The organism is Nonomuraea sp. K271, from assembly GCF_009908215.1.
Classification (GTDB): domain Bacteria; phylum Actinomycetota; class Actinomycetes; order Streptosporangiales; family Streptosporangiaceae; genus Nonomuraea; species Nonomuraea longispora.
This window is the reverse complement of record NZ_JAAAHR010000150.1, coordinates 1-24,675: the sequence shown is the minus strand read 5'-3', so window position 1 is coordinate 24,675 and position 24,675 is coordinate 1. Positions and strand designations below refer to the sequence as shown.

Here is a 24,675-nt window from a genome sequence, read left to right as displayed (position 1 = left end):
CACCCGGCCCCGGCTGGCCACGATCTACCGCTACGGCGAAACCGCCCTCCGCGAACTCGACGACCACCTGCGCGAAGGCTCCATGACCGAGGACCCCGGCGGCCTGCTCCGGCCGACGGACGCCGGACTGGCGTTCATCCACAGGCTGTACGACCTGCACGCCGCCGCGGCCGGCCGCGTCTGGGCCGGGCACGGCCTGGCCGCCCTGGAGCACCTGGCGGGACGGGTGCTCGACGCGGCCGAACGCGAGCCGGGCGGCGCGCTGGAGGTGGTCGCGCCGCCGTACGAGCCGGAGGGGACCTCGCCGGGGGTCCTGCTGTTCAACCGCATCGCCGCGCTGCGCCACCACCGCGCCGACGCGCACGCCGCGGCCTGGCAGGCCGAGCGCCTGACCGCGCCCGAGATCGTCGCCCTGGCCGACGGGCCGCTGCGCGCCAGGATCGAGGCGGGGACCAACGTGCGGGCGGCGCAGCCGTACCGGATCCTCTCGGAGGACGAACGGGACATCCTGTACGGCGGCCTGCTGAAGCTGGTCTGAAAGACGTCTGCATTTCCACGTGACGACGCCAAGCCTGCAAAATGCCACCTCCCGGTAACCGACGGGAAGGCGCACTATGGTCGTACTCTTGACAGGAGGCACCGTGGAACAGGAACTGCCCGCCGGTGCGAGGCTGATCGTCGGAGTCGACGAGTCGCCGTCATCGCGCTGGGCGCTCGCCTGGGCCATCGGCGCGGCCAGGCTGCACCGGATGGTCCTGGTCGCCGTGCACGTCAGCCGGGCGCCCGTGCACCCGTTCCCTGAGGCGCTGCCCGTGCAGCACGCCATCAGAGCGGGCGAGGAAGCGCGCTGCTCCGAAGTGATCAACGGCGTGTTCGACGACGTCGCGGGCGGAGTGCCCGAAGATCTCACGACGGCGGTGATCGGCCGGGTCGGCGACCCGGGCTACCACCTCGTGGATCTGGCCCGCGAAGGCGACCTGCTGGTGCTGGGGCGGGGGAGACGCGGCCTGTTCAGCCGCATCTTCATGCCCTCGACCAGCATGTACTGCGCCCGACACGCCCGCACTACCATCGTGATCGTGCGACAGCCGACCTCGCCCGACGACCCCGAGATGTCAGGGGATCGGGCCCGTGGATTCTGGAGCCGGCGACATCCGTGACCGTCGCTGGGGCAGCGGAACGGCGTCCTCCGCGATCGCGCCGTAGCCCAGCACCGGTCCCCGCTGCGGCTCGAACACCTGCGCGCCGGCTCGCGGACCGGCCTGTACGCGGCGGACCGGCCGGTACGCGCTCGTCACGCAGGTTGCGTGGGGGCGCCGTCATGCCCGGCCGGTCACCTCGTAGCCGGCCTCCTTCACGGCCGCGGCGACCAGCGCCGTGTCGACGGGACCGTCGCTTCCGACCGTCAGCAGGCCTGTCGCCAGGTCGACCTCGACGGACGTGACCCCCACCACCTCGCCGACCTCCTCCTTGACGGAGCTGACGCAGTGGCCGCAGGTCATGCCGGTGACGGTGTAGGTGGCATTGGTCATGGCGATCTCCTCAGGTTGTGTGCGGACGCTTCGATCACCGTACCCCCCTACGGTATTTCTTCGAAGCCGGGAAGGGCATGTTCGTCCTGAGCCGAACAGCCGTACGGCGGGAGCCTGGCTCCGCAGGCGCGCCCGGAGCATGCCGCACCCGGACCGCGCAGAGCCCCTGTACGTGCACCCGCACTCCTCACCTTGTAGACGGCTGGCAACCTCGCCCACCTCGGGTTACGCTCCTTCAGGGCACCGGGTTCACCAGGATCAGGCCCACCGGCCTCCTCCACGAGCACGAGCCGACGTCCGGCACGGACGCTTCGCGCATCCTCGCCGGATATTTGGCATGATCGAGCTGTTGCCCATGAGGGCTGCTGATAGATGGTTGTCAGACGTTCGTCCGAGATGGGGGCAATATCCGGACCCCGGCTGGGGTTGAACACTCGTCCATCGCACATTCCACACATCCGCAACACAGGGAGCGCAGCCATCCCTTGCTAGGCTGCTTGCCAACCGTTGGGTCTCACCCCGGCAGGTGAGACCGTCGAAGAAGTGGGGTCACACCGTGAAGAAGCTGCTCGTTCTGGCGCTGATCGCCCTTGGGGGGTTGCTGATCTGGCGCAAGGTGCAGGCCGACCGCGCAGAGCTTGATCTCTGGACAGAGGCGACCGGCAGCGAGAACTAACCGACCGGCGAGGCGATGAGTGACATCGTCCCCATCAAGCTGGTGTGCCTGGACCTGGCAGGCACCACAGTCGGTGACATCGCCATGGTCGAGCGCGCCTTTGCCGAGGCGATCGCGACCCAGGGCATAGTGCCCGGGACCGGGGCTTACGCACGTGCCATGGTTCACGTGCACCGGTCCCGGGGATGTCCCACGATCGATGTCTTCCGCGGGATCTTCCCTGGCAACGAAGCCCAGGCCCAGGCGGCCAACCTGACGTTCGAGCGCTCCTATGAGGGCGCGTTGGAGCGGGCGGGTCTGACGCCCATGCCCGGAGTCATGGAAGTCCTCGACAAACTCCGCGGCAACGGCATCAAACTGGCCTTGATCACCGGCTTCAGCCGCGTCACGCTGAGCCGCGTCCTCAGCGCGCTCGAATGGGACGACAAGCTCGACCTGGCCATCTCCCCGGAAGACGCCGGCGGCCGCGGCCGTCCCTGGCCCGACATGGTGCTGCACGCGGTCCTCCGCACGGGGGTGGCGGACGTACGGCACGTGGCGGTGATCGGCGACTCGGAGAACGACATGCTGTGCGGCGTACGAGCCGGAGCGTCGATCGTGGCGGGCCTCCTCACGGGCGTCCACAGCCGGGAACGCCTCCTGAAGGGCGGCGCCACCCACCTCCTCGACTCGATCGCAGACTTTCCGAGCTTGGTGTTGAGCGACGACCGCGGTACGACGCAGGTGGCGTCGTCGGCCCGGTAAGCTATCTTCGTCGAAGGGGCCTTAGCTCAGTTGGCAGAGCGCCTGCTTTGCAAGCAGGAAGTCAGGAGTTCGAATCTCCTAGGCTCCACCAGCCAAAACACCCCGCCACCGATCTTGTGGCGGGGTGTTCGGGCCATTAACGGGCCATTAGCCATCCGGACGGCGATCTGTTCTCTCCGCCTCCACTCGCGCGCTGAGAGCGTCTGCGATCCGCTGGTCAGCGTCCTTGGTCGCATGCTGATAGATGAGCGCGGCCCGATCGCTGTCGTGTCCCATCCGCGCCTTGAGATCGGCCAGGCTCGCCCCTGACTGCGCGGCCAGCGTGTTCCCGGTGTGGCGAAGGTCGTGGAAGTGCAGGCCCGTCAGTCCCATCTCCTTGAGCGCGTCTCCCCACTTCGCGGCACGCCGGAAGTTGCTCCCGCGTAGGAACCCGCCGTTCTTGCCGAGGAACACGAACGCGTCCTCTTCGGGGCGTACATAGGACGCCAGGTGTTCGCTGAGGGCAGGGATGATCGCGGCAGGGATGCCGATCGTACGGCGGCCGGCCTTGGACTTGACCGGGCACAGGCGCATCTCGCCGCCGTCCAGTTCGATGAGCTGTTCCCGGACCCGGACCGTGCGCGCCGCCAGGTCGAGGTCATGCCGCCGAAGTGCGATCACCTCACCCCAGCGCAGGCTTGCGAACGTGGCCAGCAGGATCAGTGCTCGAAACCGCCTGTCCGCCATCCGGTCCGCCAGTTCGAACACCTGAGACACCGTGATCACGGGGCGCTCGGGCGTGTGCTCATTATCCGCGCCCTTGATCCGGCACGGGTTACGGCTGATCAACTTGTCTTCTTCTGCCGCCGTCATCAGGACGGCCCGCAGGAACCGGTACGCCTTGGCAGCCGTCGAGACTGACGTGCCCTGCTCCAGGAGTTCTGACCGCCATGCGCGGATTATCTGCGTTGTGATCTTGCCGACCTGGACACCGCCAAGAGTCGGCATGATGTGCCGGTCCAGCAGCCATGTGTAGTTCTCGATGGTCTTGGGGCGCAGGCCGGGACGTTCCTTGATCCAAGCTCGCGCGTACTCACCCAACCGGACCTTCCCTCGATCGGGATCTGTCCACTCACCCGCGATCATCTGGGCTTCGATGATCGTGAGCGCGCGGTCTGCCTCAGTCTTGGTGGCATAGGTGGTCGCCCCGGTTCGCAACCGCCCGTCCGGCCCCGGGTAGCGGATCTGAAATCGCCCGGACTCGCGCTTGCGGATGTTGCCGAAACGTCGGTGCCCGTCTTTGTTGGCCATCAGGCAGCACTCCCCTTGACGGTGTCAGTCGTCATCGGCGTGACGGTTCCGGCGGCGACGAAGGAGATCAGGGCGGACTCTCGAATGCGTACATGGCGTCCGACCTTCACGAATTCGATGCGTCGTTCGGCGATCAACCGGCGGACGAAGCGCGCAGAGGTGTGCAGCGCATCGGCCGCTTCTTCGACGGTCATCAACTGGTCCATGCGTCTCCCTCCTTCACGCGGCCTGCGGAATTGCCGAAAAATCTTGCCCGGCTGCTCTGGCTTCCAGCTCTCTGAGATGGGCTCGCCAGCGTTGGCGTTCATGGACCGATCGGAGAAGCCGGACGGCGAGTGGTGGCACGTTGGCGTCTCCGGCCGGGATGGGGCGCCAGATGTAGCGGTGCGGGTCGGTGGGTTCGTCGGCCTGGCCGAGGGCTTCCAAGACCCAGGTGCGGCGGTCCTGCTTGTGTTCGGCGAGGGTCTTGTTCGACCACTTACGGGAGACGAGCACGCGGCGTCCGGCGTAGCCGAGGTGTTCGGGCTTGTGCGCCTTCCCCCGGCACCGGCCGGGCGTCATCCCCGCTTTGGCGCCCTTGGGCTGAACGCCGTAGCGCAGCCAGTTCGGGCAGGTGGGAGAGCAAGGCTCGTAGCGCAGGGCATCGAGCATGCGGGCGGCGTGCTCGCGCTGCGCCTGGCCGCCGTCGAGGGCGTCGCCGATGGACTTGGTCAGATACTTGGACAGGTAGCGGATGCACTGATCGGCGTCCGGCGTACCGGCGAGTACCCCTTGCACGTCCACCTGTTCGCCGAAGCGCAGCACGTGCAGCGGTTCGGCGTCCTCGTCCAGGGCGTCGAGGGCCTCGTCCCAGGTGGGCAAGACCTCGCCGGTTATCGGGTCGAGGTAGCCGGCCTGCTCGTCCCAGACGGGCAGGTGGTCACCGTCGAAGAGGACTTCGTCGGCCTGAGGCCACCACACCTGGTGGTAGGTGGCGGCGGCGATCTGCTTGATCTCCGCGCGCGGCAGGATGCCTCGGATGGCCATGTGCAAGTGCGGGGCCAGCCGCTTCTGAGGCTCGACGGCGGCGAAGTACTGCACGTCATAGCCCGCGACCCGGCGCAGGTTCTGCACGAACCGGTCCACGAGCTTGGAGAAGTGCAGCGCGTCCCGCGCGGCGCGCCGATAGTCGTAGGTGTCGGGATCGATCGGGACGCCGTCACGGATCTTGCCGTAACTGGGCAGGGTGAGCGTGACGAACAGCGACGGCCGGTAGGTCTTGCCATCCGGCGCTTGGAAGGTGCGTCCAAGGGTGGTGTTGGTCATCTTCCGCTTGGGCAGATCGGGTGCGTCCTGCCGACGCCGAGTCGATCGGGTGCGCTTGGGAGCAGTTCGGCCGAGCACGCTGCCTCGCATCCCGGCAGCGTTGATCTCCTCATCGAGGCTGGACAGGACGGCGTCCAGGTCAGTGGTATCGTCACCGTCCTGTTCGGCCGCGTCACGCTTGGCGTGCATGTCGGCGCGGAACTCGACCAGCCACCGCTGTTCCTCGGTCGACTCGTCCGGCGTGACGGCCGGTTCCTCTTCGAGGTGCCAGCCCTCGCGGCACTGGGCCATGCGGAGTTGCCGGTTGCGCTTCGCACACGGCGGGCACTTGCTGTCCAGGACGGCCCCACACGGCACGTCAATGATCTCGGACTTACCGGTGACGATGTCGAGCCGCCGCAGCGGGATGGGCCGGATGCAGACACCGTTGAGCTTGGCGACCTCTTCGAGCACGTCCCGGGCCATCGGCATGGCCTGGCGGACGGCCCGGGGGAGAGCACGGTCGTGCGGATGGGTCATACGGTCCTCCCTTCGTCAGTGGTCTCGGACAGCCGCGCGCAGAGCCGGTACTGCTCCAGATGCGGCTGGGCGTGGACGCGGGAGTGATACAGCTCGAAGACCCGCATGCAGGGCAGGTCACGAGCGGTCAGCAGGACCAGCAGCGGACGCCCCGCAACGAGGCTGATCTCGTCGGCGGTGCCGTGGAAGCAGATCTTCACGCAACCTCCCCGAACGAGGCGAAGGCGTCGACCATGGCGCGGATGTCGTGATCGGAGACGTAGGCGGCTCGCACCCGGACGGGTTCGGGGCTGGCTTCCAGCCGGACGTAGCCGACGCCCGCGCCGATCTCCGGAACCGGTGAGATGTGATCGGCAAGGGCACCGCGGTCGCGTGCGCCGTCGCCGAGGACCATGTCCACCTGTTCCGACTCATCCAGCCTGAGCGCGATCTTGTCGGGGAACAGGTTCCGGATGTTCATGACCTCCTTGCGCGGGTCCTGGAGCGCTGCCAGGACACCGACACCGACCGCGCGGCCTTGGGTGGTGAGCGTGGCCAGCGCCGAGGAGATCCGCTGTCTAAGGCCGCGATCGGATTGGTAGGCGGTCAGGAAGGCCACCTCATCGACCACGACCAGGACGAACGGATCTTCCACGGTCGGGGTGTGGGAGCGCTGGAGCCCGGCGAAGCGGGCGGCCCTCTTTTGCATGACGCAGACGGCCTCGTCCAGCAGGTCAGCGCACTCTTCCGGCGTGGCCGCATACCTGGGGCCGAACAGGTCCCGCCCGTAGGACAGCTCCATCAGCTTCGGATCCAGCGCCCACACCTCGACCAGGCCAGCGCGGACGGCGGGCAGCAGAGAACGGATGACGGACCAGATGATCGACCCCTTGCCGGCCCCAGTCGCCCCCGCGACGAGCACATGCGTGCCGTGCACCTTGAGCCGCCACGGCCGCCCATCCTCACCTTTGCCGATCTCGACCGGCCCCACGGTCGGCTCCTCCGGTATGGAGAGTGCGGGCAGAGGTGTGGCGAGTGGGTCGCTGCGCGGGAAGGTCAGCGTCAGCCGACCGGCCCGAGACAGCGCCACCCGGCACGAAGTAGCGCCGAAGCCCTGGGCCAGATGGTCGAGACGATCGGACCAGTCCTTGATCGCCTGCCCCTTGAGCATGCGCACCGTCACCAGATCGGCCCACGAGGTGCACGTGACCTTGCCCAACGTGGGCAGGTAGTCGCGGCCCCGGAGGTGACGCCCGAGACCGGACACGATCATGACGGGTTGCCAGTGACGACGGTAGACCCAGACGAGCCGCCACCAGGCCAGCAGCCAGTAGCCGACCAGGCAGGCGAACGACGGCCGATCGATGAACGCCCACGAGACCAGGGCCAGGACGACCGTGCCGAGCAGGGACGCAGCAGCGGGCCAGCCGTAGAAGTACCAGCCAGCAGCCAGGGCAACCGGGATCGCGGATGCGATCGGGTGGCGCCAGATCGTACGGACGAGCCTGGCCAGCATCCGGCAGGTGAGGACGACGATGGTGATGATGGCGGGAGTCTTGACCACGGCCGGGCGGAAGACGACGGCCGTGTCGGGCGTGGTGGAGACGAGGTTACGGGCCTCGTCGCCAGGCAGCCGCTTGAACATAAGCTGGGAACCTCTCGTGATTGAGCAAGTCAGGGGAGAACCGAGGGGCCGCCGGAAGTTGCCGCTTCCAGCGGCCCCGCCTCATGTCAGGCCGCCGGGTCGGTGGCGTCCTGGGCCGTCTGTTCGGCGTGCAGCTGCTCGCACTCGGCCAGGTAGCGAGCGGCAGCGGTGAAGATCTCCCGGGCAACGGCCAGGTCAGCATCGGTGACCGTCCCGGCGCCGGTGGTGGAGATGTACACGATCGCCTCAGGCGAGCAGAGCTCCAGGAACGGGCGCGGACTACTGAGCAGGAGCCCCGCCCGGACCTTGAGATCAGGCGTGTAGAAGGAGACGCCCACGTGCGGCGTGGCCTCCGGTCGAAGGGACACGGTGACGAGGCTGTACGGGCCGAGACTCACGTAGCCACCCCCTTACCGTCGGGCAGCCCGTAGAAGTTGCGCTCCAGCGAGCGGGCGAAGCGGTAGGCCTCACGGGCGAGCTGCCGCGCGAACTCCAGGTCATCGGCCGTCACGGGCCCGCTGGTCGTGACCAGCACAGACGTGGCGCCGAAGTCGAGCGCCAGGACGGGCTCACGGCGTGCGAACGGGTGGTTGAGGGTGCGGGCGGCGTGCCCGGTGGTCAGCCGGATCACGCTGTTGCGCGGCGTACGGCGACGGGCCATCAGGCGGCATCCTTTCCGGCCGAAGCCTTGCTCGGAGCGGTCTGAACGGGCTGGCTGGTCTGCCGGGGCGGGTACATCTCACGGACCTTGATCGAGTACGCGAGGCGACCGGCGGCGTTGACGTACGGGGTGACGGTGAGGCCGTTGAACTCGACCGGCGTGAACGGCATGCCCGGCATCGGCTGGGGCGGTACCGGCTGGACAGGAGCGAGGATCTTGACCGCCACCGTCTTCTGGGCGGGCTTGAGGGTCGGGTCACCGTCCATGACCGCGACCTGCCAGACCAGCTCTCCGGTCTGCTTGTCGCGGGCCTGCACGAACCGGCCGTTGGACGAGGCGTCGAAGTCCTTGACGGGCTCGACCTCGCCGACGATGTAGCAGCCGTGCGGGAAGACCATGGCGAAGGTGACGGGGATGGGGCCTTGCAGAGCCATGACGGCTCCTCTCTTGGATGTCAGACACTTGACCTATCAAGTGATACTCCGAGAGTAGGTCGCTCAAACTTGCTACGTCAAGTGACCTGGAGCGAGGTGACGGACCACTTACCAATCCGGTAGACACATAGCCACGCGATCAAGGAGGAATTGCCCGGTGTACGTGAGGGCGGCAGAGGAGTTCGAGCAGGCCTTCGTCCCCGACGCGCTCGACGTGGGCACGACCTTCTACACCGGCACGCCGTTCACGCCGCGTTTCGGCGGCGAGTCGCGGGCCAAGCATCTGGCGGGCGGTGCCAAGGAGCTGTGCCTCGACGACATCGACTCGGTCAGGTGCGACGTCGACACCCCCGACGACCTACGCGCGGCTGTCCTCCTTGGCCTCGGAGTCCTCACGGCCGCCGTCGTCCGTGAGCTTGAGCTTTCGTATGGCGGGAGCCAGCACGTAGGGCAGGTTGGCCACTACAGAGCCGAGGGTCGCGATCCACAGGAGCTGGTGAATGGTGACGGCCTCGCCCAGCAGCCCGCCGACGACACCGCCGAGCGGCAGCGAACCCCACATGAGGAAGCGGAGGCTGGCGTTCATCCTGCCGCGCAGGCCTTCTGGGCAGATCGCCTGGCGGTAACTGCCCTGGGCGACGTTGTTCATGACCCCGACCAGAGAGATGAACGCCATGCCAATCGGGAACAGGGCGAGCCGCCAGCCGGGTCCCGTGAAAGCGACGAGCACGAAGAGCGGCACCATGAGGACGGCTGTGCCCCACATCGTGGGGCCGTGACCGAAGCGGGCGATCACGCGTGACGCGAGGAGCGCACCGAGCAGGCCGCCCACCCCCGCGCCCGAGACCATCAGACCGTAGCCCGCCGCACTCACGCCCAGCTCGTCGACCAGGTACAACGGCTGGACGATGGCAAAGATGCCGCTGACGAACATGTTCATGGCGCCGACGAGGCCGATCAGGCGCAGGATGGGGTGGCCGAGCACGTAGCGCAGGCCCTCCATCAGGCTCACGCGCTCCCCGGAGGGAGTCTCCTCGGCCTTGACGGTCGCCAGCAGGATGGCGGAGACCATGTAGCTGACCGCGTCGACCACGATGGCGATGGGCGCCGTGAGCACCTGCACGAGCCAGCCGCCGAGCCCCGGGCCGAAGAGCACGGAGAGGCTGCGCACGGACTCCAAAGTCCCCATGCTCTTGGGCAGCTGCTCCTTGGTCACGATGGAGGGCAGGAAGCTCAGGTGGGCGACGTCGAAGAAGGCCGTGCCGATGCTGACGATCACGGCGACCGCGTAGAGCTGCGCCAGCGTGAGCGCGTCGAACAGCGCGGCGATCGGGACGGAGACCAGGGACACCGCGCGCATCACGTCGGCCGTCACCAGGATGGGCTTCCTGCGCAACCGGTCGACCCACACGCCGGCGGGCAGCCCGAAGAGGAGGAAACCGATCATTCCGGCGGCGCTGAGCAGGCCGAGCTCTAACGGGCCCGCGTCGAGCACCAGCAGCGCGACCAGCGGGAGGGCCACGCGCGTGACTTGGGTGCCGAACTGGCTGAAGCCGTCGGCGGTGACGTAACGACGGAAAGCGGGGGGCATCTGATCTACCCTAGGGGTGTTGGCGCCGCAGCATGGTTCAAGTCCTCAGCCGGCTTTCTCATCGAACGCGTCTCCGGCTACGTGGAGATCTTCGCGGCCCGCCAAGTCACTGCGTGTGCGTCGAGACGATCGCCCCCGGCAGCGTGATCTATGAGGATCTCCATCAGGTCGTCGCGGTGCCCTACCGGACCGGGTACGCGTCCTCCAGCTCGTGACGATCAGCCGGAAGCAGCACTTCAACCACGACCAGCGGCAGACCAGAGGCGTCCCGGACAGCTCCGAACACCGCCAGGAGCGGCACGTTCTTCGGCATGCCGAGCTGCTTGGCCTCACCAGCGGTGGGCATGCGCGCGGTGATCTGCTCCACGATGTGATCGAAGCGCACGCCCTTGCGCGCCTGCAGATGCTCGCGGATGCCCTGCGGCAGCGGTTCTCCGCTGGTCAGATCGGTGCCTTCGGACAACTCCAGGGGCAGCCACAGAGAAACCAGCTCGGTTGGCTCGCCGTCACGGGTCACGAGGCGTCGGCGCAGGAACGCCCTGCTCTTGGGCTGTGCGTTCAGCAACGTGGCCACACGGTTGGGCAGCGCGGCCGAGCCCGCCTCCACGAGTTCGCCGGGGGAGTCGGTCTCGGGATTAGTCAGGAAAGCCTGCCCACGCCGGTTGGACTCCACCGACGCCATCGCGGGACGACCGCGCACGAACCGGCCCTTGCCCTGCTGGGACTCGATCCAGCCCTGTTCGCGCAGCACCCGCAGCGCGGCCACCACGGTGGGCCGGGAGACACCGAACTCCGCGATGAGCTGGTGTTCGCTGGGGAGGAGAGAGCCCGGTTGGTAGGTTCCCGACTCGATACGCCGTTGAAGGGCCTGCACAAGCTGCGCATACTTCGGCGGCACGGACTCTAGCGACATAATGACCGTCCAACACCCGACAGGTTGTTTTACCAAGTTTGAGCGTAACCTGGGCTCAGCCCGTACGTCCACACTTTCCACAGGGACGCAGGAAGAGGGCCCGGCAGGCAGCCGAAGGAGGGAACGGGGGCGCCCCTCCCATGGGCATGAACTTGACCGCCTGCCAGGCGATGAGGCGCGACGGGGTGGGGAAGGACCTGGCCCGTACCCCTCCGCACGGGGCTTATCGCCGCCCCGCCGCGCCCGCATGCTACTTGGCGATGTACTCCGCCAAGACGTTCGCGGCCCCCTCCACGTCGTCGACCGAGTGCCGCTTTTCGGCGTTCTGCCAGGAGTAGAAGGCTCCGCCGTACCCGACGAACACCCAGACCGGCAGCCCCGGCTCGGCCCGGTGAACCATGAGTGCACTGTTGTTGTCCCGCAGCTCCGAGTTGACGCCCCGGCTGGCGAGCTGGTCACGCAGCCGAATCAGGGCGTTCGCCTCTTTCTGCTGCTGGAAGCCGTTCAATGCTGCTTGCATGATCGAGTTCATTTCCCGCTCCCTTCGGCCCGGCCGTCGCCGAGGCAGTCGAGACACTGCCGTTCCCCTCCTGGAATCTCGTCGCTCTCGCCGTCGCGGATGAGGAGCGCGCGGCGCGAGTCGCGCAGCTTGATTCCGCGTCCCCGGCATGCGGGGCAGGGCGTTGTCTCGCTGTTCTCGTCTGGCCGGGTCACCGTCGCCATCTCCTCGATTCATCCGGCGTTCCCTCTGTCGGGAGGCCGCTTCACGTACCTTGTTGGTTGATGGCAAGTCCACCGGCAAATGGAGTGACGCAGGACCCCCGAGCAGTCCCCTTTGATCCCCCTCTTGAGCCCCCAGCTGGGAGGAAGTCTCATAGATGCCCGAGAACATTCCTAATGTCCAACTGCGCGCGTGGCGGAATGAGAATCGGCTGACTCGCGCGGAAATGGCCGACCGAATCAACAGCACGCAAATCGGTATTTCGGAACGCCTTACTTGTGACGAGGAACGCATCCGGCGCTGGGAGGCGGGGGAGGTCCGCTGGCCGCGCACGCCCTACCGGCTGGCACTCACCCAACTGACCGGCTTGCAGCCGGAGGCATTGGGGTTCTCCCAGAACAGGCCGAGTAGCGGCCTCATCGAGGCATCCGCCATCCTGCCGATGGACGCCCTACGGGCCGAGGCCGAGCTGTACGGCACCATGGAACTCGCCCAGCAACTCCAAGCATCCGACGTCGGCACCGGCACCCTCGAAGCACTCGCCGAAGCCGTCGATCTCCTCTGCCGCGCCTATCCCGTAGTCCCGGCCGCCGCACTCCGAGACCGCACACAAAAGCGCCTCGCCCAGGTCAACCGGCTACTCAGTGGACGACTCACCCTCGACCAGCACCGCGAACTCCTGGTCATCACCGGCTGGCTGACCGCCCTACTCGGGTGCGTGCACTACGACCTGGGGGAGCGAGAAGAAGCCGAGACCGCCCGCCGAGCCGCCTTCGAGATGGGCCGCCAGGTTGGCCACGGCGAACTCATGGGCTGGGCACACGAGATGTCAGCCTGGTTCGCCCTCGTCGAAGGCCGCTACGAAGACGTGGTCACCGCCGCCCGCATGGGCCAGGCCGTAGCCGGCACCAGTAGCGCCATGGTCCAACTCACCCTACAAGAAGCTCGCGGCCTGGCCCGGATAGGCGACCGTCGCGAAGCTGACCGTGCCCTGACTCGTGGAGCCGAAGTCCTCGGTAGCCTGCCCATGCCGGAGCATCCAGATCATCACTTCCTCTTTGACCACGCGAAGTGGGTGTTCTACGCCGCCACCTGCTACACCTGGCTTGCTGATGACGACCGCGCCGAGGAACATGCCCGCGAGACCATCCAGATGCACACCCGCCCCGATGGCACCTCCAACGCCCCGATGCGAGTCGCCGACGCGCACATAGACCTTGGCATCGTCCATGCTCGACGCGGCGATCTCGACGCGGCTGTTGATGAGGGCCTGGCTGCCTTCGACATCGATCGACGATCCCTCACTGACCTAGTAAACCGTGCCGGAGATCTCGACCGCGTGCTACGGCAGCGCTACCGACGCGAAGCGCTTGCCGAAGAGTTCCACGAGCGCTTCGTAACTGCCCGTAGAGCCCTCACCAGCCGCCGTCCGGATCTGCTCGATTGAGCGCGACACGGGTCCACTTGCAGATCTGCAGAATTGCCGAGTTGTTCTTTTAGGTATCAAGGCGGCGGCTCCGCCGCCGCGTGCGACCCTGCGCTCGGCCGCACGCTGCGCGTGCGGCCTGGGGGCCGTTCTCGCGCACGGCCGTGCTCGGGCCGCGATGCACGGGCGAGCCGGATGCCGAGGACAACGTTGCGCATCCCTTGCCAGTGCCGCGTATTCTCAGGGCATGGGTGGACGCGCGCGACGGCGGCAAGGCGAGCACCCGCCTCGAAGCCGCGTAACGCTGGTCACGCTATCGATGGCTACGACTCTATTCGGTGTCATCTCGAACTTCGGGGAACTCCCGGCAACTCATCAGATCTTGGCTGGGCTGGCAGCTGCTATCGGTACTGGCTTACTGGCTTCTGGGCCGCTCTCTCTCAAAAAAAAGCCGTTCATCAGGGTAGAAGTGTGGGCAACTTCCAGATTGCATGAGAGCCTCCGGCGGGGGCGCTCCGGCTACGGGATGATCGCCGCTCGGATCTGGAGTCCGTAGATAGCTGAGGTGGAAGCCTGATCAGCCCGCCCACCATCGACCTGGGACAAGCCGAGCAGGCCAGGGCCACGGGGACAAGGTCGTTCCTCCAGTTGGGGGCTCCACCTTGTCCCCGTGGCCCTGGCCCGCTTCCCCTTCGGGCGGGTCGACGGCAGACGGGATGATCAGACGGGCGAGGTGCGCGCGTCGCGCGAGAAATACCAGGTCGCCGACTGATCGTCGGGCCATTAGCGGGCCATTAAGGGCGGTCAGGAGCGGTTAATCATGGTCACTCGCGGACTGGCCTCGACGCAGGTCAAGGCGGTTGTGCTCGTAGATCGGGCCGATTTGCAAGCAGGAAGTCAGGAGTTCGAATCTCCTAGGCTCCACTCATACGAAAGCCCAGGTCAACGGCCTGGGCTTTTGATCTCTGTGAGGGCTGTTTCCTGGGCCGTGTCCGTTATGTGCCCGATGGCTTCTTGGTGAGCTCGCCGCGTGCGGGGGTCCAGCCTGCGAGCGGCCGCGGCCCTCGCCTGCATGCTGTGCGCGGCTTGCCTCAACCATGGCCAAGAGCCCCTGGAGAAGGCTTGTCGACCAAGATCAACCGTTGCACCAGAGGCTCCGAGTTGCTGTTCTAGGGGGTCTCTGCCGCAGCCGGACCGAGCCCTGGAGGACCCGCCCGTGTGACAGCTGTCATGTCGTACTCATGATGGCGATGTCTACACCGCTACACGGTCCTGTACGAAGATCGGACCATGACGAACGGTAAGAACACCCCGAACTGGACAATCGGCATGGGGTCGGGCATCGCACTGGGTATGGGACTGGGCGTCGCGCTGCACAACGTCTCTCTCGGCATCTCGATGTCCATGTGTCTCGGTGTCGCCCTCTCGTACGCGCTGGCGGAAAAGCGCGAGACCGAGGAGGAGTGAGAGCGGGACGGCGGGCCGGTCGAGCACAGACGGAAGGAGATCGGCGAGGCCGAGGTCGGTGAAGAGCTCTCGCGTCATGGAAGCGATGGCCGCGGCCAGGTCCTGTACGAGACGGGTCCCGTCGCGTGGAACGTACGGTCAACGGTCAGCCGGGTCTGGTGGCTCAGCAAGCCGGCGTCATTGTGACGGTGTTCGCGTTCGACGTCGTGGGCGACCGGATCAAGCACATCTGGGTCGTACGCGATCCCGAGAAACTCCGGCGCTGGACGACGTGACGGGCGATGGGGGTGTTGGCGAATGACCCTAGTGCGGACGGGTCACCGGGACGACGGCGAGAAGCTGGTCAAGGCCTTGGAAGTCCTTGGGATTGCAGGTGTACAGAGGTAGCCCGTTCGCGATCGCCACAGAGGCGATCATCAGATCTGCGGCGCGAGGGCGTGGTTCGCGCCCTGAGGCGGAGACGGCGGTCCACAACTGGCCGTATTCGCGGGCTGCGGTGTCGTCGAAGGGGAGTGGGTCGAATTCGGCTTCGGCGGTCTGGAGGATCTTCATGCGCTGGGCGAGTTCCCGCGTTCCTGCCGCCGCCAGGACGCCGGCCGAGAGCTCCGCGGTGGTGATGGCGCTGATCATCATCTCGTCGGGGAGCTCGTCGGGATCTATGCCGGCACGCAGGACGAGGATGTTGGTGTCGAGTAGCCCCAGGGAGTGGGTCATCCCTCGTCCTCGGCGAATTCGCCTCTGCCATATGCGCGGTCGTAGGGGTTGTAGAGATCGTCATTGACGTGACGGTCCATGGCCTCGCGATATTCACGGTCGTCCAGTCGTGGCATTCCACGCGACACGGCGGCGAACTCGGCGCGTGACACGGCCCGGCGCCGGCGGCGGAGCGGGACCAGGTCGCCGATGTGATGACCATTACGGGTAACGGCGTACCGCTCCCCCCGTTCCAGGCCATCCATGATCTCCGCTGACCGGTTACGCAGGTCGCGTTGGGAAATCTCATGGGAGCGGTCGGGCTCAGGGGTGGTCACACACCAACTCTACAGCGCTGTGCCATGCGGTGCTACGCTGTGGCACAACTGCGGGATTACCCAACCTGGGGTGGCCGAGTGATTTCCGGGTGTCAGAGCCCCCGGCCGGGCTTCTCGCACATGGACTTCTGATAGCTGTCCGCGTAGGTGCGTGAGTCTTTCATCAGGTCGTCGCAGAAGGCGGCGACGTCGTTGCCGATGAGCTCCAGCACTCCTCTGCCGGCGGCCGCGCCCTCCTCGAAGAAGTCGAGGAGCCCTGGGAGCAGGTCGACCGGCCCGACCTTGAAGAGGTATCGCTGGATCTCCTTGTGGACGATCTGGTAATCCTGCGGAAGCGCCTTGACCCGGGCCATGTGTGCCCGCCACTGCTTCTTGCCCTGGATGATGGTCTGGATCCCCACGTCAACCTCCTAGCCGGCTCAGTTTCCTGGCGACGTTCCTGTTCAACTGCTCGCGCCATCGGCCGCGATAGTCCCGGGCGCCTTCGCCGCCGGCCAGCGCCGCGCAGAATTCTTCGACGTCGTCACCCAGCACCTCTTGAATGCTCTGCCCGTCGGCCGCGGTCTCTTCGAGCAGCCCGAGAGCACCGTCGAGAATCGGCAGCAGGTTGCGGCCGGTGAAGTCCGAGTAGAGGGAAAGGTGGGCCTTGATCTTCTCCCACGCCTCCTGGTGGCCGGCCGGCAACGCCTTGGCCCGGGTTTCGAGATTCCGCCATTCTCTGGTGAGGTCGCCGCCGGTGAGGTTCTCCCAGATGTTCATTCCCCGCCCTCCCTGAGCTTGTCGATCCGTGATGAGACGTACTCCCATTTCGCCCAGAACTTCGTGAGCTCTTCGCGGCCCGCGTCGTTGAGCGCGTAGAACTTGCGCGGCGGGCCGAGCTCGGAGGGGCGTTTCGTCACCTCGACGAGCCCGTTCTTCTCCAGCCGCAGCAGGATGGCGTAAACGGTCCCTTCGACCACGTCGGTGAAGCCGAGGTCGTTCAGCCGGCGCGTGATGGCGTACCCGTAGGTCTCCTCGCTGCGGATGATCTCCAGCACGCAGCCTTCGAGCGTGCCCTTCAGCATCTCCGTCAGGTCGTCCATGCCGGCCCTCCGATCTACTCAGTGGCACCGAGTACTGCTACATAGTATCACTGAGTAGGACGGTCAGCCATTCGCTGCGGGTAATGCGTACAGGTTGCCGTTCGCGCTGCCGACGTAGACGAAGCCGCCCGCCACGACAGGCCGGGGTTCGATGGTGCCACCGGTCCGTACGCTCCATCGCACCGTGCCGGTGGCGGCGTCGAGCGCGTGCAGAGTTCCCTCGTTGTGCCCCACGTGCACGGTCCCGTCCGCCACCACCGGACCCGAGACGGGGCCTTTGCCCAGCGGGAAGCTCCAGCGTGCCGTGCCGGTGGCGGCGTCGAGCGCGTGCAGAGTTCCCTCGTTGTGCCCCACGTGCACGGTCCCGTCCGCCACCACCGGACCCGAGACGGGGCCTTTGCCCAGCGGGAAGCTCCAGCGTGCCGTGCCGGTGGCGGCGTCGAGTGCGTACAACCTGCTGTCGACGCCGCTGGTGTACACCAGTCCGGAGGCCACCGCGGCCGTCCACTTGTAGCCGGCTTTGCCGCCTTCGGTGGGGAAGGTCCACAGCCGCGTGCCGGAGCCGGCGTCCAGCGCGTACGTCGTGCCCTTCTTGTCGCCGAGGTACACGGTCCCGCCGGCCACCACCGGACGGAAGCCGACGGGGGCGCCGATCCTCGAGCTCCATCGGACCTTCCCGGAGGAACCCCGCAGCGCGTGCACCCTGCCGTCGGTGGTCGCGGCATGGACGACCCCGCGCGCTTTCGCCAGATGGGTGTGGTCGTGCTTTCCGCCGGCTTGGAAGCGCCACTTACCGACTCCTGAGGCGGCGTCCAGCGCATACACGGTGCCATGGTCGCTGCCGACATGGACGACCTCACCGGCCAGCACGGGATCGGGGTTCAGAACGTCGCCCTCCGGCCGGAAGCTCCACAACCTCGTGCCGGAGGCGGCGTTCAGCGCGACGACCTCGGCTCTCATGGACAAGGGGGTCTTCCTGGTCCAGACATACAGGCGGCCGGCCGCGGAGACGAGGTCGCTCATCGCATCGATCCTGCGGCTCCACCTCATGCGGCCGGTGGCGGCGTCCAGCGCGACCAGCCTGCCGGAGGTGTTCGCCGCGAACACCGTGCCATCCGCCACCACGTGATCGAACAGCAGCGAACCCCCCGTACGGAAACGCCAGCGCAGCGTGCCGGTGGCGGCGTCGAGGGCGGACACCGTGCCGTCGCCGCTCGTCGCGTAGACGACGCCGTCGACCACGACCGGCTCGGCATGCACCACCGCGTCGGTCGGATGGTTCCAGCCGCTCGCGTGCGCGGGCCCGGGGGCGCGGACGCCTGGCCGGTATCGTGCGAGCAGCCTGCGCTGCAGCGTGGGGGAGACGAGCCGTACCGCCTCGCGCGAGAGCGAGCTCAGCCGGACGATGACGGGGCCCACGTTGATGAGGGTCGTGCCGTAGAACCCGTTCGTCTCGGCCACGGTGTAGGAGAGGAAACCCGGACTCTCGGTGGTGGGATCGAAGGCGTTGGCCTCTTTGACGGCGCCGACCTCGGCGGTGAACAGCTGCCGTGCGCCCGCGTACGACGAGGACACCCATTCCACGGAGAGCGAGACGACGACGCCGTCGTCCGTGGGCGGTATCCAGTCGCATTTCGCCGGTTTCGTCCGTGCCGTTCCCGCCGTAGAGCCGTCCGCCCGGGGAACCGGACGGTAGCCGTCGGCGAGGACGGACAGGTCCCGGCCGGTGAGCAGCGCGCAGGCGTCAGGCCAGGCGCTCGCCGGGACACCGCCGAAGCGCGTGGGCCCGCGCGAAAGCCCGTGGACCAGTTTGTACGCGGTGATTCGGCCGTCACCGCCGAGCACGAAGGCCATCCCCGGGATCGAGCCGACCAGGGACACCCGGTCGTACGGCAGGTCGAGCGGCAACCCGGCGAGTCGCCCGGTGCCGGAGTCGACGGAGAACAGGTACGCGGCCAACGGCCATTGACCGCCCGGGAGGGCCCTGGCATGGTCGGCCGCCGCGGAGTACGAGCCCGCGAACAAGGGCGGGACCCAGCGGCCGGGGGTCGTGACCGGCGCGGCTTCGGGGGCGGTGGGCAGCAGCCGGCCGTCCGCCCCGGCGTAGAAGTGGTCGTCCCCCACCGAGGCGTGGACATGTCCTGCCGCATTGGCCGTGACGTCCATCGCCGTGTCCTCGGCCGGCGGCGACGAGGACGGCAGCGGGCGTGTCCATTCCTGCCGCAGCGTGCGCGGGTCCATCGAGGCGAGCCGCGGGTCGTCTCCCGCGCACAAGCTGAGCAACGTCACCGACCGGGCGGTGGCCGCGCCGCGAAGGTGGCAGCCCGGCGGATGACTCATCCGTGCCGTGGCCGCCCCGGTACGGAGCTCCAGGGCCTGGAGGTCGAAGGGCTCGGCCGGTCGTTCGAACACCACGATGCCGCGCTCGGTAACCATGATCCGCGAGCCCCGGTACGTGCCGGGACCGTCTGCCCAGGGCCGCCGGTGGGAGACGGTGACCGTGCGCCGCCACAGCGCGGCTCCCGTGGTCAGATCATGGGCGTGCAGGGTGTGCTCGGCGACGTCCGGCGTACCTCGCGACACCACCAGCGTGTCCGCCGCGATCCACACGCCGGTGAGCGACGGCCCGGCGGGGACGGAACGCAGGAGCCTGCCCGTGCGCGGGTCGTGGATGCGTACGGCGCCGTGGCGCGTCGCGACGGCGACCGCGTGCTCGGACACGGCGGTCCGGGGAGTGTCGAAGGGCGACTCGCCGGCGCCGGCGTCCGTGGGCACCGACCACGCCGTACGCCACTCGACGGGCACGAGCGGCAGCCGAGGAGCGGACGCGGCCGAGCAGGCCACCAGGACCGCCGCGAGCAGGACGGCGACCGCGCGCCGCCCGCGCACGATCAGCACCCCTTGATCTGCTGGATCTTCCGCTCGATCACACACGCTTCACCGCGAGAGATCGGCTGCCAGCCGCGCAGCGGGGAGACGGTGTAGTAGGCGCGGTAGGCGTCGGCCGTGCCGGTGACCCGGAACGGGCTCCCGCCCGGCCCTTCGATCGTCAGCTGCTCGGTGCGGTCCTCCGCGAGCGCGGTGACCTGGAGATCGAACTCGTAGTAAGCCGCGGTGCCTTTGACCGACAGGGAGAGCGTGATCTTCTCGCCCCGTTTCAGGTCTATCTGCTTTGTCCTGAAGTAGGACGTGCCGGGGTCCTCGGCGGCGGTGAAACGCGGGGCGGGCTCGTCGAGGTCGGCGGAGAGTTCGACCGTGTCGACCTCTCCGGCGGGAGTGCTGATCAGCACCGCGCCGTCGGAAACCGGTGCGCGGGTGAGAACGCGGGGCTTGATGTCGATGACGCGTACGCTGCTGCGGTTCCCGACAAGGACGACGGTGGCGTCCGCCCTTTCCAGAGGGGCCCGGTCATGGCGTGCCATGACGGCGTCGGCCCGCGCGCCGGACGCGTTGCCGAGCAGAATGGCGCGCTCTCCGGGGTCGGTCACCGGCTCTCGCAGAGCGGTGTCCTGAGCCGAATGGTCGACGGCCACGTGGCCGACCTTGATCGGGGGCTCTCCGCTGATCCGGTCGACCGTGTCGGGCCCGCGTGCGTTGAACCAGGAGGTGAACACGACACCGATCGCCGTGATGATCACAGCGCTGAGGACTCCCGCCAGCCATGTCCTCATGGCCGTCCACCGTCCGGCCGGCCCGGCCTGCTCGGCCCGTGGGGTGGGAGCGGCCCGCCCGGGCTTGGCACGCCTGTTCTGGCGTGCTCTGGCCATGGGACGTTTCCCTTCTCAGAAACGGCGGCTGAATCTCCTTATAGCTATAGGGTCCTGGGCGGCGTGATGGTGAGCTATTCAGGACGGGCATGGTTCGTAGCCGTTGCGCCGCCGCGCGGAGTGGTGATTCAGGGCGATCAGCGGACTGTAGCCGGCGGCGTGGCCGGCTCCGGCGAGCAGCAGCAGCGGCGCGGCGCCCCACGGGTTCCACTGGTCGCGGTGGAGGAGCACCAGGAGGGCCGCCCCCGCCGCGAACATGATGGGTCCCGCTGTCGGCAGCACGTTCTGCAGCCACTGCGGGTAACGGTTCCAGCTGAGACTGAGCGCGCCGAACCCGAGCGCGTACGGGACGAACGCCAGCCCCGCCTGCAGCGGGGAGTAGCCGAGCTCGGTCTGCAGGTGCAGGGTCAGGGTGAGCAGGAAGACGGTGTAGCAGCCCATGACGATCAGGCAGGCCGCCAGCCCCGGCTTGGTCCCGTCCGGCCGCAGCGCCGCGAGGTCCAGCACCGGATTGCGCGCCCTCATCTCGTGGCGCAAGAACACCACCAGCAGCGCGGCACCGCCCACCAGCGAGATCCACGCCCAGGCGGGCCAGCCGTGGTCCTGTCCGAAGACGAGCGGGAGGGTGAGCGCCGTCATGGCGACGGTCAGCAGGGCCACCCCGGCGAGGTCGAGGCGTACCTTCTGGTCCGTACGAAGGTTCGGCAGGACCCGCGGGCCGATCGCCAGCAGGATCAGGCCGATCGGGACGTTGATCAGGAAGATCGGCCGCCAGGAGAGGCCGAACAGGTCGGAGCCGGCGACCAGCCCCCCGATGACCTGCCCCATCGCGACTCCCATGGCGAGCACCATGCTGTAGACGCCGATCGCCCGGCGGCGTGCCGCCCCGTCCCGGTGCAGGTGGATGAGGGAGAAGATCTGCGGCGTGAGCAGCGCCGCCCCCATGGCCTGGGCGATGCGGGCGAGGACCAGCACGGTCGCGTCGGGGGCCAGCCCGCACAGCAGCGACGCGCCGGTGAACCAGCCGAGTCCCAGCAGGAACGCACGCCTGTGCCCGATGACGTCGCCGATCCGCGCGCACGTGACCAGCAGGACGCCGGTGGTCAGCAGGTAGCCCGACACGATCAGCTGGATCTCGGCGCCGCCGGCGTGCAGGCCCTCGCGGATGGTCACCGCTCCTACGGACACGATCGACGCGTCTATGGACGCCATGGCCTGCCCGGTGAGCAGGACGGCCAGCATCCGGCCCCGGCGCGCAGCCGTCCCCGACGGGGGAGCGAGAGTGAGCATACGATCAGCATCGGCCGCCGGTGGCTGCCCGGTCTTGAACGGATATGCGGGGCCTGTCCTGTCGGTGCCGTTGCGTACGGTTGTCCGGTGCGTACAGAAAGACGGCTGATCCAGAGCCCGCACTTCGTGCTCCGCGCGGTCGAGTGCACCGACGACCACGGCGGCTGGTCGGCTCCCGAGACGGCTCCCGGCGCGCAGATCGTGCTGGTGCGGCGGGGGCGGTTCCGGCTCGACGCCCAGGGGCGGGAGCTGACGGTCGAGCCCACGACCGGCTACCTGCACCGTTCGGGGGAGGAAGTGCGCTTCGCCCACCCCGCGGGCGGTGACGTGTGCACCTCGATCACGCTCACCGGCGACGCGCTGACGGAGAAGGTCGATGCCGTGCGTTCTCCGGCCGTGCGGGTGGACGCGCGGCTCGAACTGGCGCACCGCCTGCTGCTGCGCTCCGGCGCCGATCCCGGCTACGCGGCCGTCGAGGCCCTCCTCGACCTGCTGCTGCTGGCGCTGCGCGACCAGCCCCGTGACGGCTCGCCGCCGGGGCGGTCGGAGCTGGCCGACCGCGCCAGGGAGGCGATTCTCGCCGACGAGCCCGGCTGCGGCAACCTGGTGGCCCTGGCCCGCCGGCTCGGAACCTCCCCGTCCCACCTGAGCCACACGTTCCGGCACCACGTCGGCATGCCCCTGAGCCGCTACCGCAACCGCGTGCGCGTGAGTCGCGCGCTGACCCGCCTCGACCAGGGCGAGACGGACCTGGCGGCGCTCGCGGCCGGCCTCGGCTTCAGCGGCCAGGCCCACCTGACGCGGGTCATGCGCGACGAGGTGGGTCACACGCCCGGAAGGGTCCGTGCCCTCCTCGGCGCGACCTCCACCCGACCGCAGCGGCGCCGGACCGCCGCCACCCGCCCTTGGCCCTGGGAGGAACCATGTCCCGTCCTTCGCTCCCCCCGGCGGCGCCCGGTGAGGTGCTGTTGGTCTGCACCTGTTACGAGGACGGCAGGGCCCAGTGGGGTGGCCTGCCCGGCAAGGACCAGGTCCTCGCGGACGGCGGGGTGCGGCTGCGCCCGGTCGAGAACCCCGGATGGGACTACGTGCACGGCGGCGCCATCCCGGCGCTCGTCCCGGACGGCGGTTCCGTGCCGCCGGTCGCCGTCCTGGTGGACATTCCGGTGGTGTTCGGCGGGGACGGACCGCTGCTGGTGGACCTCGCGGCGGTGCCCGGGCGTGGGGTCCGCGTTCCACCGGCCCGGCTCGGTGAGATCCTGAACGGCCTGCTGGGCGGGGCGCTCACGTTCGACGACCTGGTACGCGGCATGGACCGGTGCGGGATGTACATGGGGGACGCCGGCCGGCCCGCCTTTCCCATGCCCGCGCCGCCGCCGGGCCGGTCGTTCCCGGCGCTGCCCTCGACCGACATGTCCCTGCTCGTCCGCACCTCCTTCGACGACGAGGACGGCTGGCACGCCCTGCTGGACGAACTGGGCGGGATCGACGAGGACGGCTGCGTCGGCACGGACGAGCACGACGGGGAGCACGCCCCGTTGACGGCGCTGGTCGTCGACGACCGGGCCTTCGAGGGCCTCCACCCGGGCGAGGTGCCGGCGCTGGTGCCGTCCGATGAGCACACCACGCTGGTCGCGCTGGCCGACGCCCGCACCTTCGCCGAGCCCGGCCGGCCGCTGACCGCGGTCGACCTGTACGACACCCCGGGGCAACCCGCCGTCGTCCCGTGCCGCGAGGTCGGGTCGCTCGCGGACAACCTGGAGATCGGCAACATGGACTTCTTCGAGTTCGTCGCCATGGAAGGCGTACAACCGTGGTGGGAACGCCCCTGAGATGAGGGCCGCCCGCCTCGGCAGTCGGCCACGGGGGCCAGGGCCTCGCGCGACGGCGGCGGCCCGCTGCCGACCTGAGTCGTACGGCCTCAGCCGATGAGGGCCTCGTTGATCTGGCGGGAGGTCTGCGTGGCGATGACCGGGTTGACGGCGGCGTAGGAGGTGTAGGCGTTCAGGCCGGTCGTGAGGGCCCAGCCGCGGCCCCGCATCCAGGTGGCGTCGTCCACGCCGAGCGCCGCGCGGAAGGCGGCCCGGCTGCCGGCCGACATCAGGGTGTAGGCGATGGTGAGGTCGCAGGCCGGGTCGCCGATGCCGAGCCCGCCGAAGTCGATGACCGCGTGGAGGCGGCCGTCGAGGGTCAGCAGGTTGCCGGTGTGGAAGTCGCCGTGGAACCAGACGGGCGGGCGGTCCCATCCGGGCGTCTTCAAGGCGGTGTCCCACAGGTCGGTCATGGCGGTGATGTCGAAGACGTCGCCGACCTTGGCGATGGCGTCCCGGGTCGAACGGTCGCGGCTCTCCAAGGACTGGCCGGTGAGGCCGTCGCGGCTCCGCAGGGCGCGTACGCCGTCAGGCGTGTACCGCTGAAGGGCCACCAGGAACTCGGCGAGTTGCACGGCGGCCGCGGACGAGTCGGCCAGCGCCTCGACGGTCGCCACCTCCCCCTCCAGCCAGCGCGACACCGCCCACCGCCACGGATAGCCGAAGCCGGGCTCGCCCACCGCCACCGGCGAGGGGATGGCGAGGGGCAGGTGGGCGAGCCCGGCTTCGGC

The 24,675-nt window shown here is 68.4% G+C and carries 28 protein-coding genes, 1 tRNA gene and 1 pseudogene; 9 read left to right on the top strand and 21 right to left on the bottom strand.

Going from position 1 to position 24,675, the window contains the following annotated elements; all coding sequences use genetic code 11:
• Together GUY59_RS36260 and GUY59_RS36255 are read left to right on the top strand one after the other, a co-directional pair.
• Positions 1-538, top strand: a 538-nt coding sequence (locus GUY59_RS36260; protein ID WP_161714869.1) for a hypothetical protein, incomplete at its 5' end; no start/stop codon positions are given.
• A 103-nt stretch (positions 539-641) separates the two neighbouring features.
• Positions 642-1,160 (top strand): universal stress protein, encoded by a 519-nt coding sequence (locus tag GUY59_RS36255; protein ID WP_161714868.1) that lies wholly within the window; start codon positions 642-644, stop codon positions 1,158-1,160.
• Positions 1,161-1,319: 159 nt separating this feature from the next.
• Here GUY59_RS36255 and GUY59_RS36250 read toward each other — a convergent pair whose 3' ends face one another.
• A complete protein-coding gene (locus tag GUY59_RS36250; RefSeq protein ID WP_138200908.1) occupies positions 1,320-1,532 on the bottom strand; it encodes a heavy-metal-associated domain-containing protein in 213 nt (70 codons plus the stop codon).
• A gap of 556 nt (positions 1,533-2,088) precedes the next feature.
• Here GUY59_RS36250 and GUY59_RS49290 point away from each other — a divergent pair.
• The 3 genes from GUY59_RS49290 (at position 2,089) to GUY59_RS36240 (ending at position 3,043) form a co-directional block, all read left to right on the top strand.
• Entirely contained in the window at positions 2,089-2,208 is a 120-nt protein-coding gene (locus tag GUY59_RS49290; protein WP_020542320.1) for a DLW-39 family protein, read from the top strand.
• Positions 2,209-2,223: 15 nt separating this feature from the next.
• Positions 2,224-2,952 (top strand): HAD-IA family hydrolase, encoded by a 729-nt coding sequence (locus GUY59_RS36245; protein ID WP_132336732.1) that lies wholly within the window; start codon positions 2,224-2,226, stop codon positions 2,950-2,952.
• Positions 2,953-2,967: 15 nt separating this feature from the next.
• A tRNA-Ala gene (locus GUY59_RS36240) sits at positions 2,968-3,043 on the top strand.
• Between the two features lie 56 nt (positions 3,044-3,099).
• On the opposite strand, the gene GUY59_RS36235 is transcribed toward GUY59_RS36240, so the two are convergent.
• From GUY59_RS36235 to GUY59_RS36185, 11 genes are all read right to left on the bottom strand, one after another.
• Positions 3,100-4,242, bottom strand: coding sequence for a tyrosine-type recombinase/integrase (locus GUY59_RS36235; RefSeq protein ID WP_138200907.1), 1,143 nt, complete (start codon positions 4,240-4,242; stop codon positions 3,100-3,102).
• Positions 4,242-4,448, bottom strand: a complete 207-nt coding sequence (locus tag GUY59_RS36230) for a helix-turn-helix domain-containing protein (protein ID WP_138200906.1) — start codon at positions 4,446-4,448, stop codon at positions 4,242-4,244. The genes GUY59_RS36235 and GUY59_RS36230 overlap by 1 nt, the downstream gene beginning before the upstream one ends.
• A 13-nt stretch (positions 4,449-4,461) precedes the next feature.
• Positions 4,462-6,066: a replication initiator gene (locus tag GUY59_RS36225; protein ID WP_138200905.1), complete on the bottom strand. Its 1,605-nt coding sequence runs from the start codon at positions 6,064-6,066 to the stop codon at positions 4,462-4,464.
• The gene (locus tag GUY59_RS36220; protein ID WP_138200904.1) at positions 6,063-6,266 is read right to left on the bottom strand and encodes a hypothetical protein; all 204 of its coding nucleotides are present in this window, start codon (positions 6,264-6,266) and stop codon (positions 6,063-6,065) included. Before GUY59_RS36220 ends, GUY59_RS36225 begins: the two co-directional genes overlap by 4 nt.
• Positions 6,263-7,690: an FtsK/SpoIIIE domain-containing protein gene (locus GUY59_RS36215; protein WP_138200903.1), complete on the bottom strand. Its 1,428-nt coding sequence runs from the start codon at positions 7,688-7,690 to the stop codon at positions 6,263-6,265. The genes GUY59_RS36220 and GUY59_RS36215 overlap by 4 nt, the downstream gene beginning before the upstream one ends.
• Before the next feature lie 86 nt (positions 7,691-7,776).
• On the bottom strand, positions 7,777-8,058 hold the full coding sequence (locus GUY59_RS36210) for a hypothetical protein (RefSeq protein ID WP_138200902.1): 282 nt from the start codon (positions 8,056-8,058) through the stop codon (positions 7,777-7,779).
• A 26-nt stretch (positions 8,059-8,084) separates the two neighbouring features.
• On the bottom strand, positions 8,085-8,351 hold the full coding sequence (locus GUY59_RS36205) for a hypothetical protein (protein ID WP_138200901.1): 267 nt from the start codon (positions 8,349-8,351) through the stop codon (positions 8,085-8,087).
• Entirely contained in the window at positions 8,351-8,785 is a 435-nt protein-coding gene (locus GUY59_RS36200; protein ID WP_138200900.1) for a plasmid replication, integration and excision activator, read from the bottom strand. Before GUY59_RS36200 ends, GUY59_RS36205 begins: the two co-directional genes overlap by 1 nt.
• A 358-nt stretch (positions 8,786-9,143) precedes the next feature.
• A complete protein-coding gene (locus tag GUY59_RS36195) occupies positions 9,144-10,376 on the bottom strand; it encodes an MFS transporter (RefSeq protein WP_138200899.1) in 1,233 nt (410 codons plus the stop codon).
• Positions 10,377-10,557: 181 nt separating this feature from the next.
• Entirely contained in the window at positions 10,558-11,250 is a 693-nt protein-coding gene (locus tag GUY59_RS36190; protein ID WP_201761752.1) for a GntR family transcriptional regulator, read from the bottom strand.
• Positions 11,251-11,539: 289 nt separating this feature from the next.
• Positions 11,540-11,821, bottom strand: a complete 282-nt coding sequence (locus tag GUY59_RS36185; RefSeq protein ID WP_138200897.1) for a hypothetical protein — start codon at positions 11,819-11,821, stop codon at positions 11,540-11,542.
• A 346-nt stretch (positions 11,822-12,167) separates the two neighbouring features.
• Here GUY59_RS36185 and GUY59_RS36180 point away from each other — a divergent pair, with 346 nt between their 5' ends.
• Together GUY59_RS36180 and GUY59_RS47845 are read left to right on the top strand one after the other, a co-directional pair.
• A complete protein-coding gene (locus GUY59_RS36180; RefSeq protein WP_138200896.1) occupies positions 12,168-13,457 on the top strand; it encodes a hypothetical protein in 1,290 nt (429 codons plus the stop codon).
• 1,269 nt (positions 13,458-14,726) lie between these two features.
• Positions 14,727-14,903: a hypothetical protein gene (locus GUY59_RS47845; protein ID WP_171055382.1), complete on the top strand. Its 177-nt coding sequence runs from the start codon at positions 14,727-14,729 to the stop codon at positions 14,901-14,903.
• Between the two features lie 303 nt (positions 14,904-15,206).
• On the opposite strand, the gene GUY59_RS36170 is transcribed toward GUY59_RS47845, so the two are convergent.
• The 8 genes from GUY59_RS36170 to GUY59_RS36135 form a co-directional block, all read right to left on the bottom strand.
• Complete coding sequence (locus GUY59_RS36170; RefSeq protein ID WP_138200895.1) at positions 15,207-15,617, bottom strand: type II toxin-antitoxin system VapC family toxin; 411 nt, start codon at positions 15,615-15,617, stop codon at positions 15,207-15,209.
• Positions 15,614-15,934, bottom strand: a complete 321-nt coding sequence (locus tag GUY59_RS36165; protein WP_138200894.1) for a type II toxin-antitoxin system Phd/YefM family antitoxin — start codon at positions 15,932-15,934, stop codon at positions 15,614-15,616. The genes GUY59_RS36170 and GUY59_RS36165 overlap by 4 nt, the downstream gene beginning before the upstream one ends.
• A gap of 92 nt (positions 15,935-16,026) precedes the next feature.
• Entirely contained in the window at positions 16,027-16,335 is a 309-nt protein-coding gene (locus GUY59_RS36160) for a DUF1048 domain-containing protein (RefSeq protein ID WP_138200893.1), read from the bottom strand.
• 1 nt (position 16,336) lies between these two features.
• Positions 16,337-16,693 carry a DUF1048 domain-containing protein gene (locus tag GUY59_RS36155; RefSeq protein WP_138200892.1) on the bottom strand — a complete coding sequence of 119 codons (357 nt, stop codon included), beginning with the start codon at positions 16,691-16,693 and terminating at the stop codon, positions 16,337-16,339.
• Positions 16,690-17,016, bottom strand: coding sequence for a PadR family transcriptional regulator (locus tag GUY59_RS36150; protein WP_138200891.1), 327 nt, complete (start codon positions 17,014-17,016; stop codon positions 16,690-16,692). Before GUY59_RS36150 ends, GUY59_RS36155 begins: the two co-directional genes overlap by 4 nt.
• Positions 17,017-17,079: 63 nt before the next feature.
• Positions 17,080-19,905 carry an outer membrane protein assembly factor BamB family protein gene (locus GUY59_RS50980; RefSeq protein WP_161714867.1) on the bottom strand — a complete coding sequence of 942 codons (2,826 nt, stop codon included), beginning with the start codon at positions 19,903-19,905 and terminating at the stop codon, positions 17,080-17,082.
• Between the two features lie 2 nt (positions 19,906-19,907).
• Positions 19,908-20,783 carry a hypothetical protein gene (locus GUY59_RS36140; RefSeq protein WP_138200889.1) on the bottom strand — a complete coding sequence of 292 codons (876 nt, stop codon included), beginning with the start codon at positions 20,781-20,783 and terminating at the stop codon, positions 19,908-19,910.
• 78 nt (positions 20,784-20,861) lie between these two features.
• The gene (locus GUY59_RS36135; protein WP_138200888.1) at positions 20,862-22,073 is read right to left on the bottom strand and encodes an MFS transporter; all 1,212 of its coding nucleotides are present in this window, start codon (positions 22,071-22,073) and stop codon (positions 20,862-20,864) included.
• Between the two features lie 87 nt (positions 22,074-22,160).
• Here GUY59_RS36135 and GUY59_RS51525 point away from each other — a divergent pair.
• A pseudogene (locus GUY59_RS51525) lies at positions 22,161-22,907 on the top strand (helix-turn-helix domain-containing protein); the annotation flags it as partial.
• Between the two features lie 89 nt (positions 22,908-22,996).
• On the top strand, positions 22,997-23,905 hold the full coding sequence (locus GUY59_RS36125; protein WP_138200887.1) for a DUF6924 domain-containing protein: 909 nt from the start codon (positions 22,997-22,999) through the stop codon (positions 23,903-23,905).
• A gap of 89 nt (positions 23,906-23,994) precedes the next feature.
• On the opposite strand, the gene GUY59_RS36120 is transcribed toward GUY59_RS36125, so the two are convergent.
• On the bottom strand, positions 23,995-24,675 hold a 681-nt coding region (locus GUY59_RS36120; protein ID WP_161714866.1), incomplete at its 5' end, for an aminoglycoside phosphotransferase family protein.

Bases quoted from the DNA above. Each gene is read 5' to 3' on its own strand.
- GUY59_RS36250 (WP_138200908.1), bottom strand. From the start codon at position 1,532: ATGACCAATGCCACCTACACCGTCACCGGCATGACCTGCGGCCACTGC.
- GUY59_RS36245 (WP_132336732.1), top strand. From the start codon at position 2,224: ATGAGTGACATCGTCCCCATCAAGCTGGTGTGCCTGGACCTGGCAGGC.
- GUY59_RS36235 (WP_138200907.1), bottom strand. From the start codon at position 4,242: ATGGCCAACAAAGACGGGCACCGACGTTTCGGCAACATCCGCAAGCGC.
- GUY59_RS36230 (WP_138200906.1), bottom strand. From the start codon at position 4,448: ATGGACCAGTTGATGACCGTCGAAGAAGCGGCCGATGCGCTGCACACC.
- GUY59_RS36225 (WP_138200905.1), bottom strand. From the start codon at position 6,066: ATGACCCATCCGCACGACCGTGCTCTCCCCCGGGCCGTCCGCCAGGCC.
- GUY59_RS36215 (WP_138200903.1), bottom strand. From the start codon at position 7,690: ATGTTCAAGCGGCTGCCTGGCGACGAGGCCCGTAACCTCGTCTCCACC.
- GUY59_RS36205 (WP_138200901.1), bottom strand. From the start codon at position 8,351: ATGGCCCGTCGCCGTACGCCGCGCAACAGCGTGATCCGGCTGACCACC.
- GUY59_RS36200 (WP_138200900.1), bottom strand. From the start codon at position 8,785: ATGGCTCTGCAAGGCCCCATCCCCGTCACCTTCGCCATGGTCTTCCCG.
- GUY59_RS36195 (WP_138200899.1), bottom strand. From the start codon at position 10,376: ATGCCCCCCGCTTTCCGTCGTTACGTCACCGCCGACGGCTTCAGCCAG.
- GUY59_RS36185 (WP_138200897.1), bottom strand. From the start codon at position 11,821: ATGAACTCGATCATGCAAGCAGCATTGAACGGCTTCCAGCAGCAGAAA.
- GUY59_RS36180 (WP_138200896.1), top strand. From the start codon at position 12,168: ATGCCCGAGAACATTCCTAATGTCCAACTGCGCGCGTGGCGGAATGAG.
- GUY59_RS47845 (WP_171055382.1), top strand. From the start codon at position 14,727: ATGACGAACGGTAAGAACACCCCGAACTGGACAATCGGCATGGGGTCG.
- GUY59_RS36170 (WP_138200895.1), bottom strand. From the start codon at position 15,617: ATGACCCACTCCCTGGGGCTACTCGACACCAACATCCTCGTCCTGCGT.
- GUY59_RS36155 (WP_138200892.1), bottom strand. From the start codon at position 16,693: ATGAACATCTGGGAGAACCTCACCGGCGGCGACCTCACCAGAGAATGG.
- GUY59_RS36150 (WP_138200891.1), bottom strand. From the start codon at position 17,016: ATGGACGACCTGACGGAGATGCTGAAGGGCACGCTCGAAGGCTGCGTG.
- GUY59_RS36140 (WP_138200889.1), bottom strand. From the start codon at position 20,783: ATGGCCAGAGCACGCCAGAACAGGCGTGCCAAGCCCGGGCGGGCCGCT.
- GUY59_RS36135 (WP_138200888.1), bottom strand. From the start codon at position 22,073: ATGCTCACTCTCGCTCCCCCGTCGGGGACGGCTGCGCGCCGGGGCCGG.
- GUY59_RS36125 (WP_138200887.1), top strand. From the start codon at position 22,997: ATGTCCCGTCCTTCGCTCCCCCCGGCGGCGCCCGGTGAGGTGCTGTTG.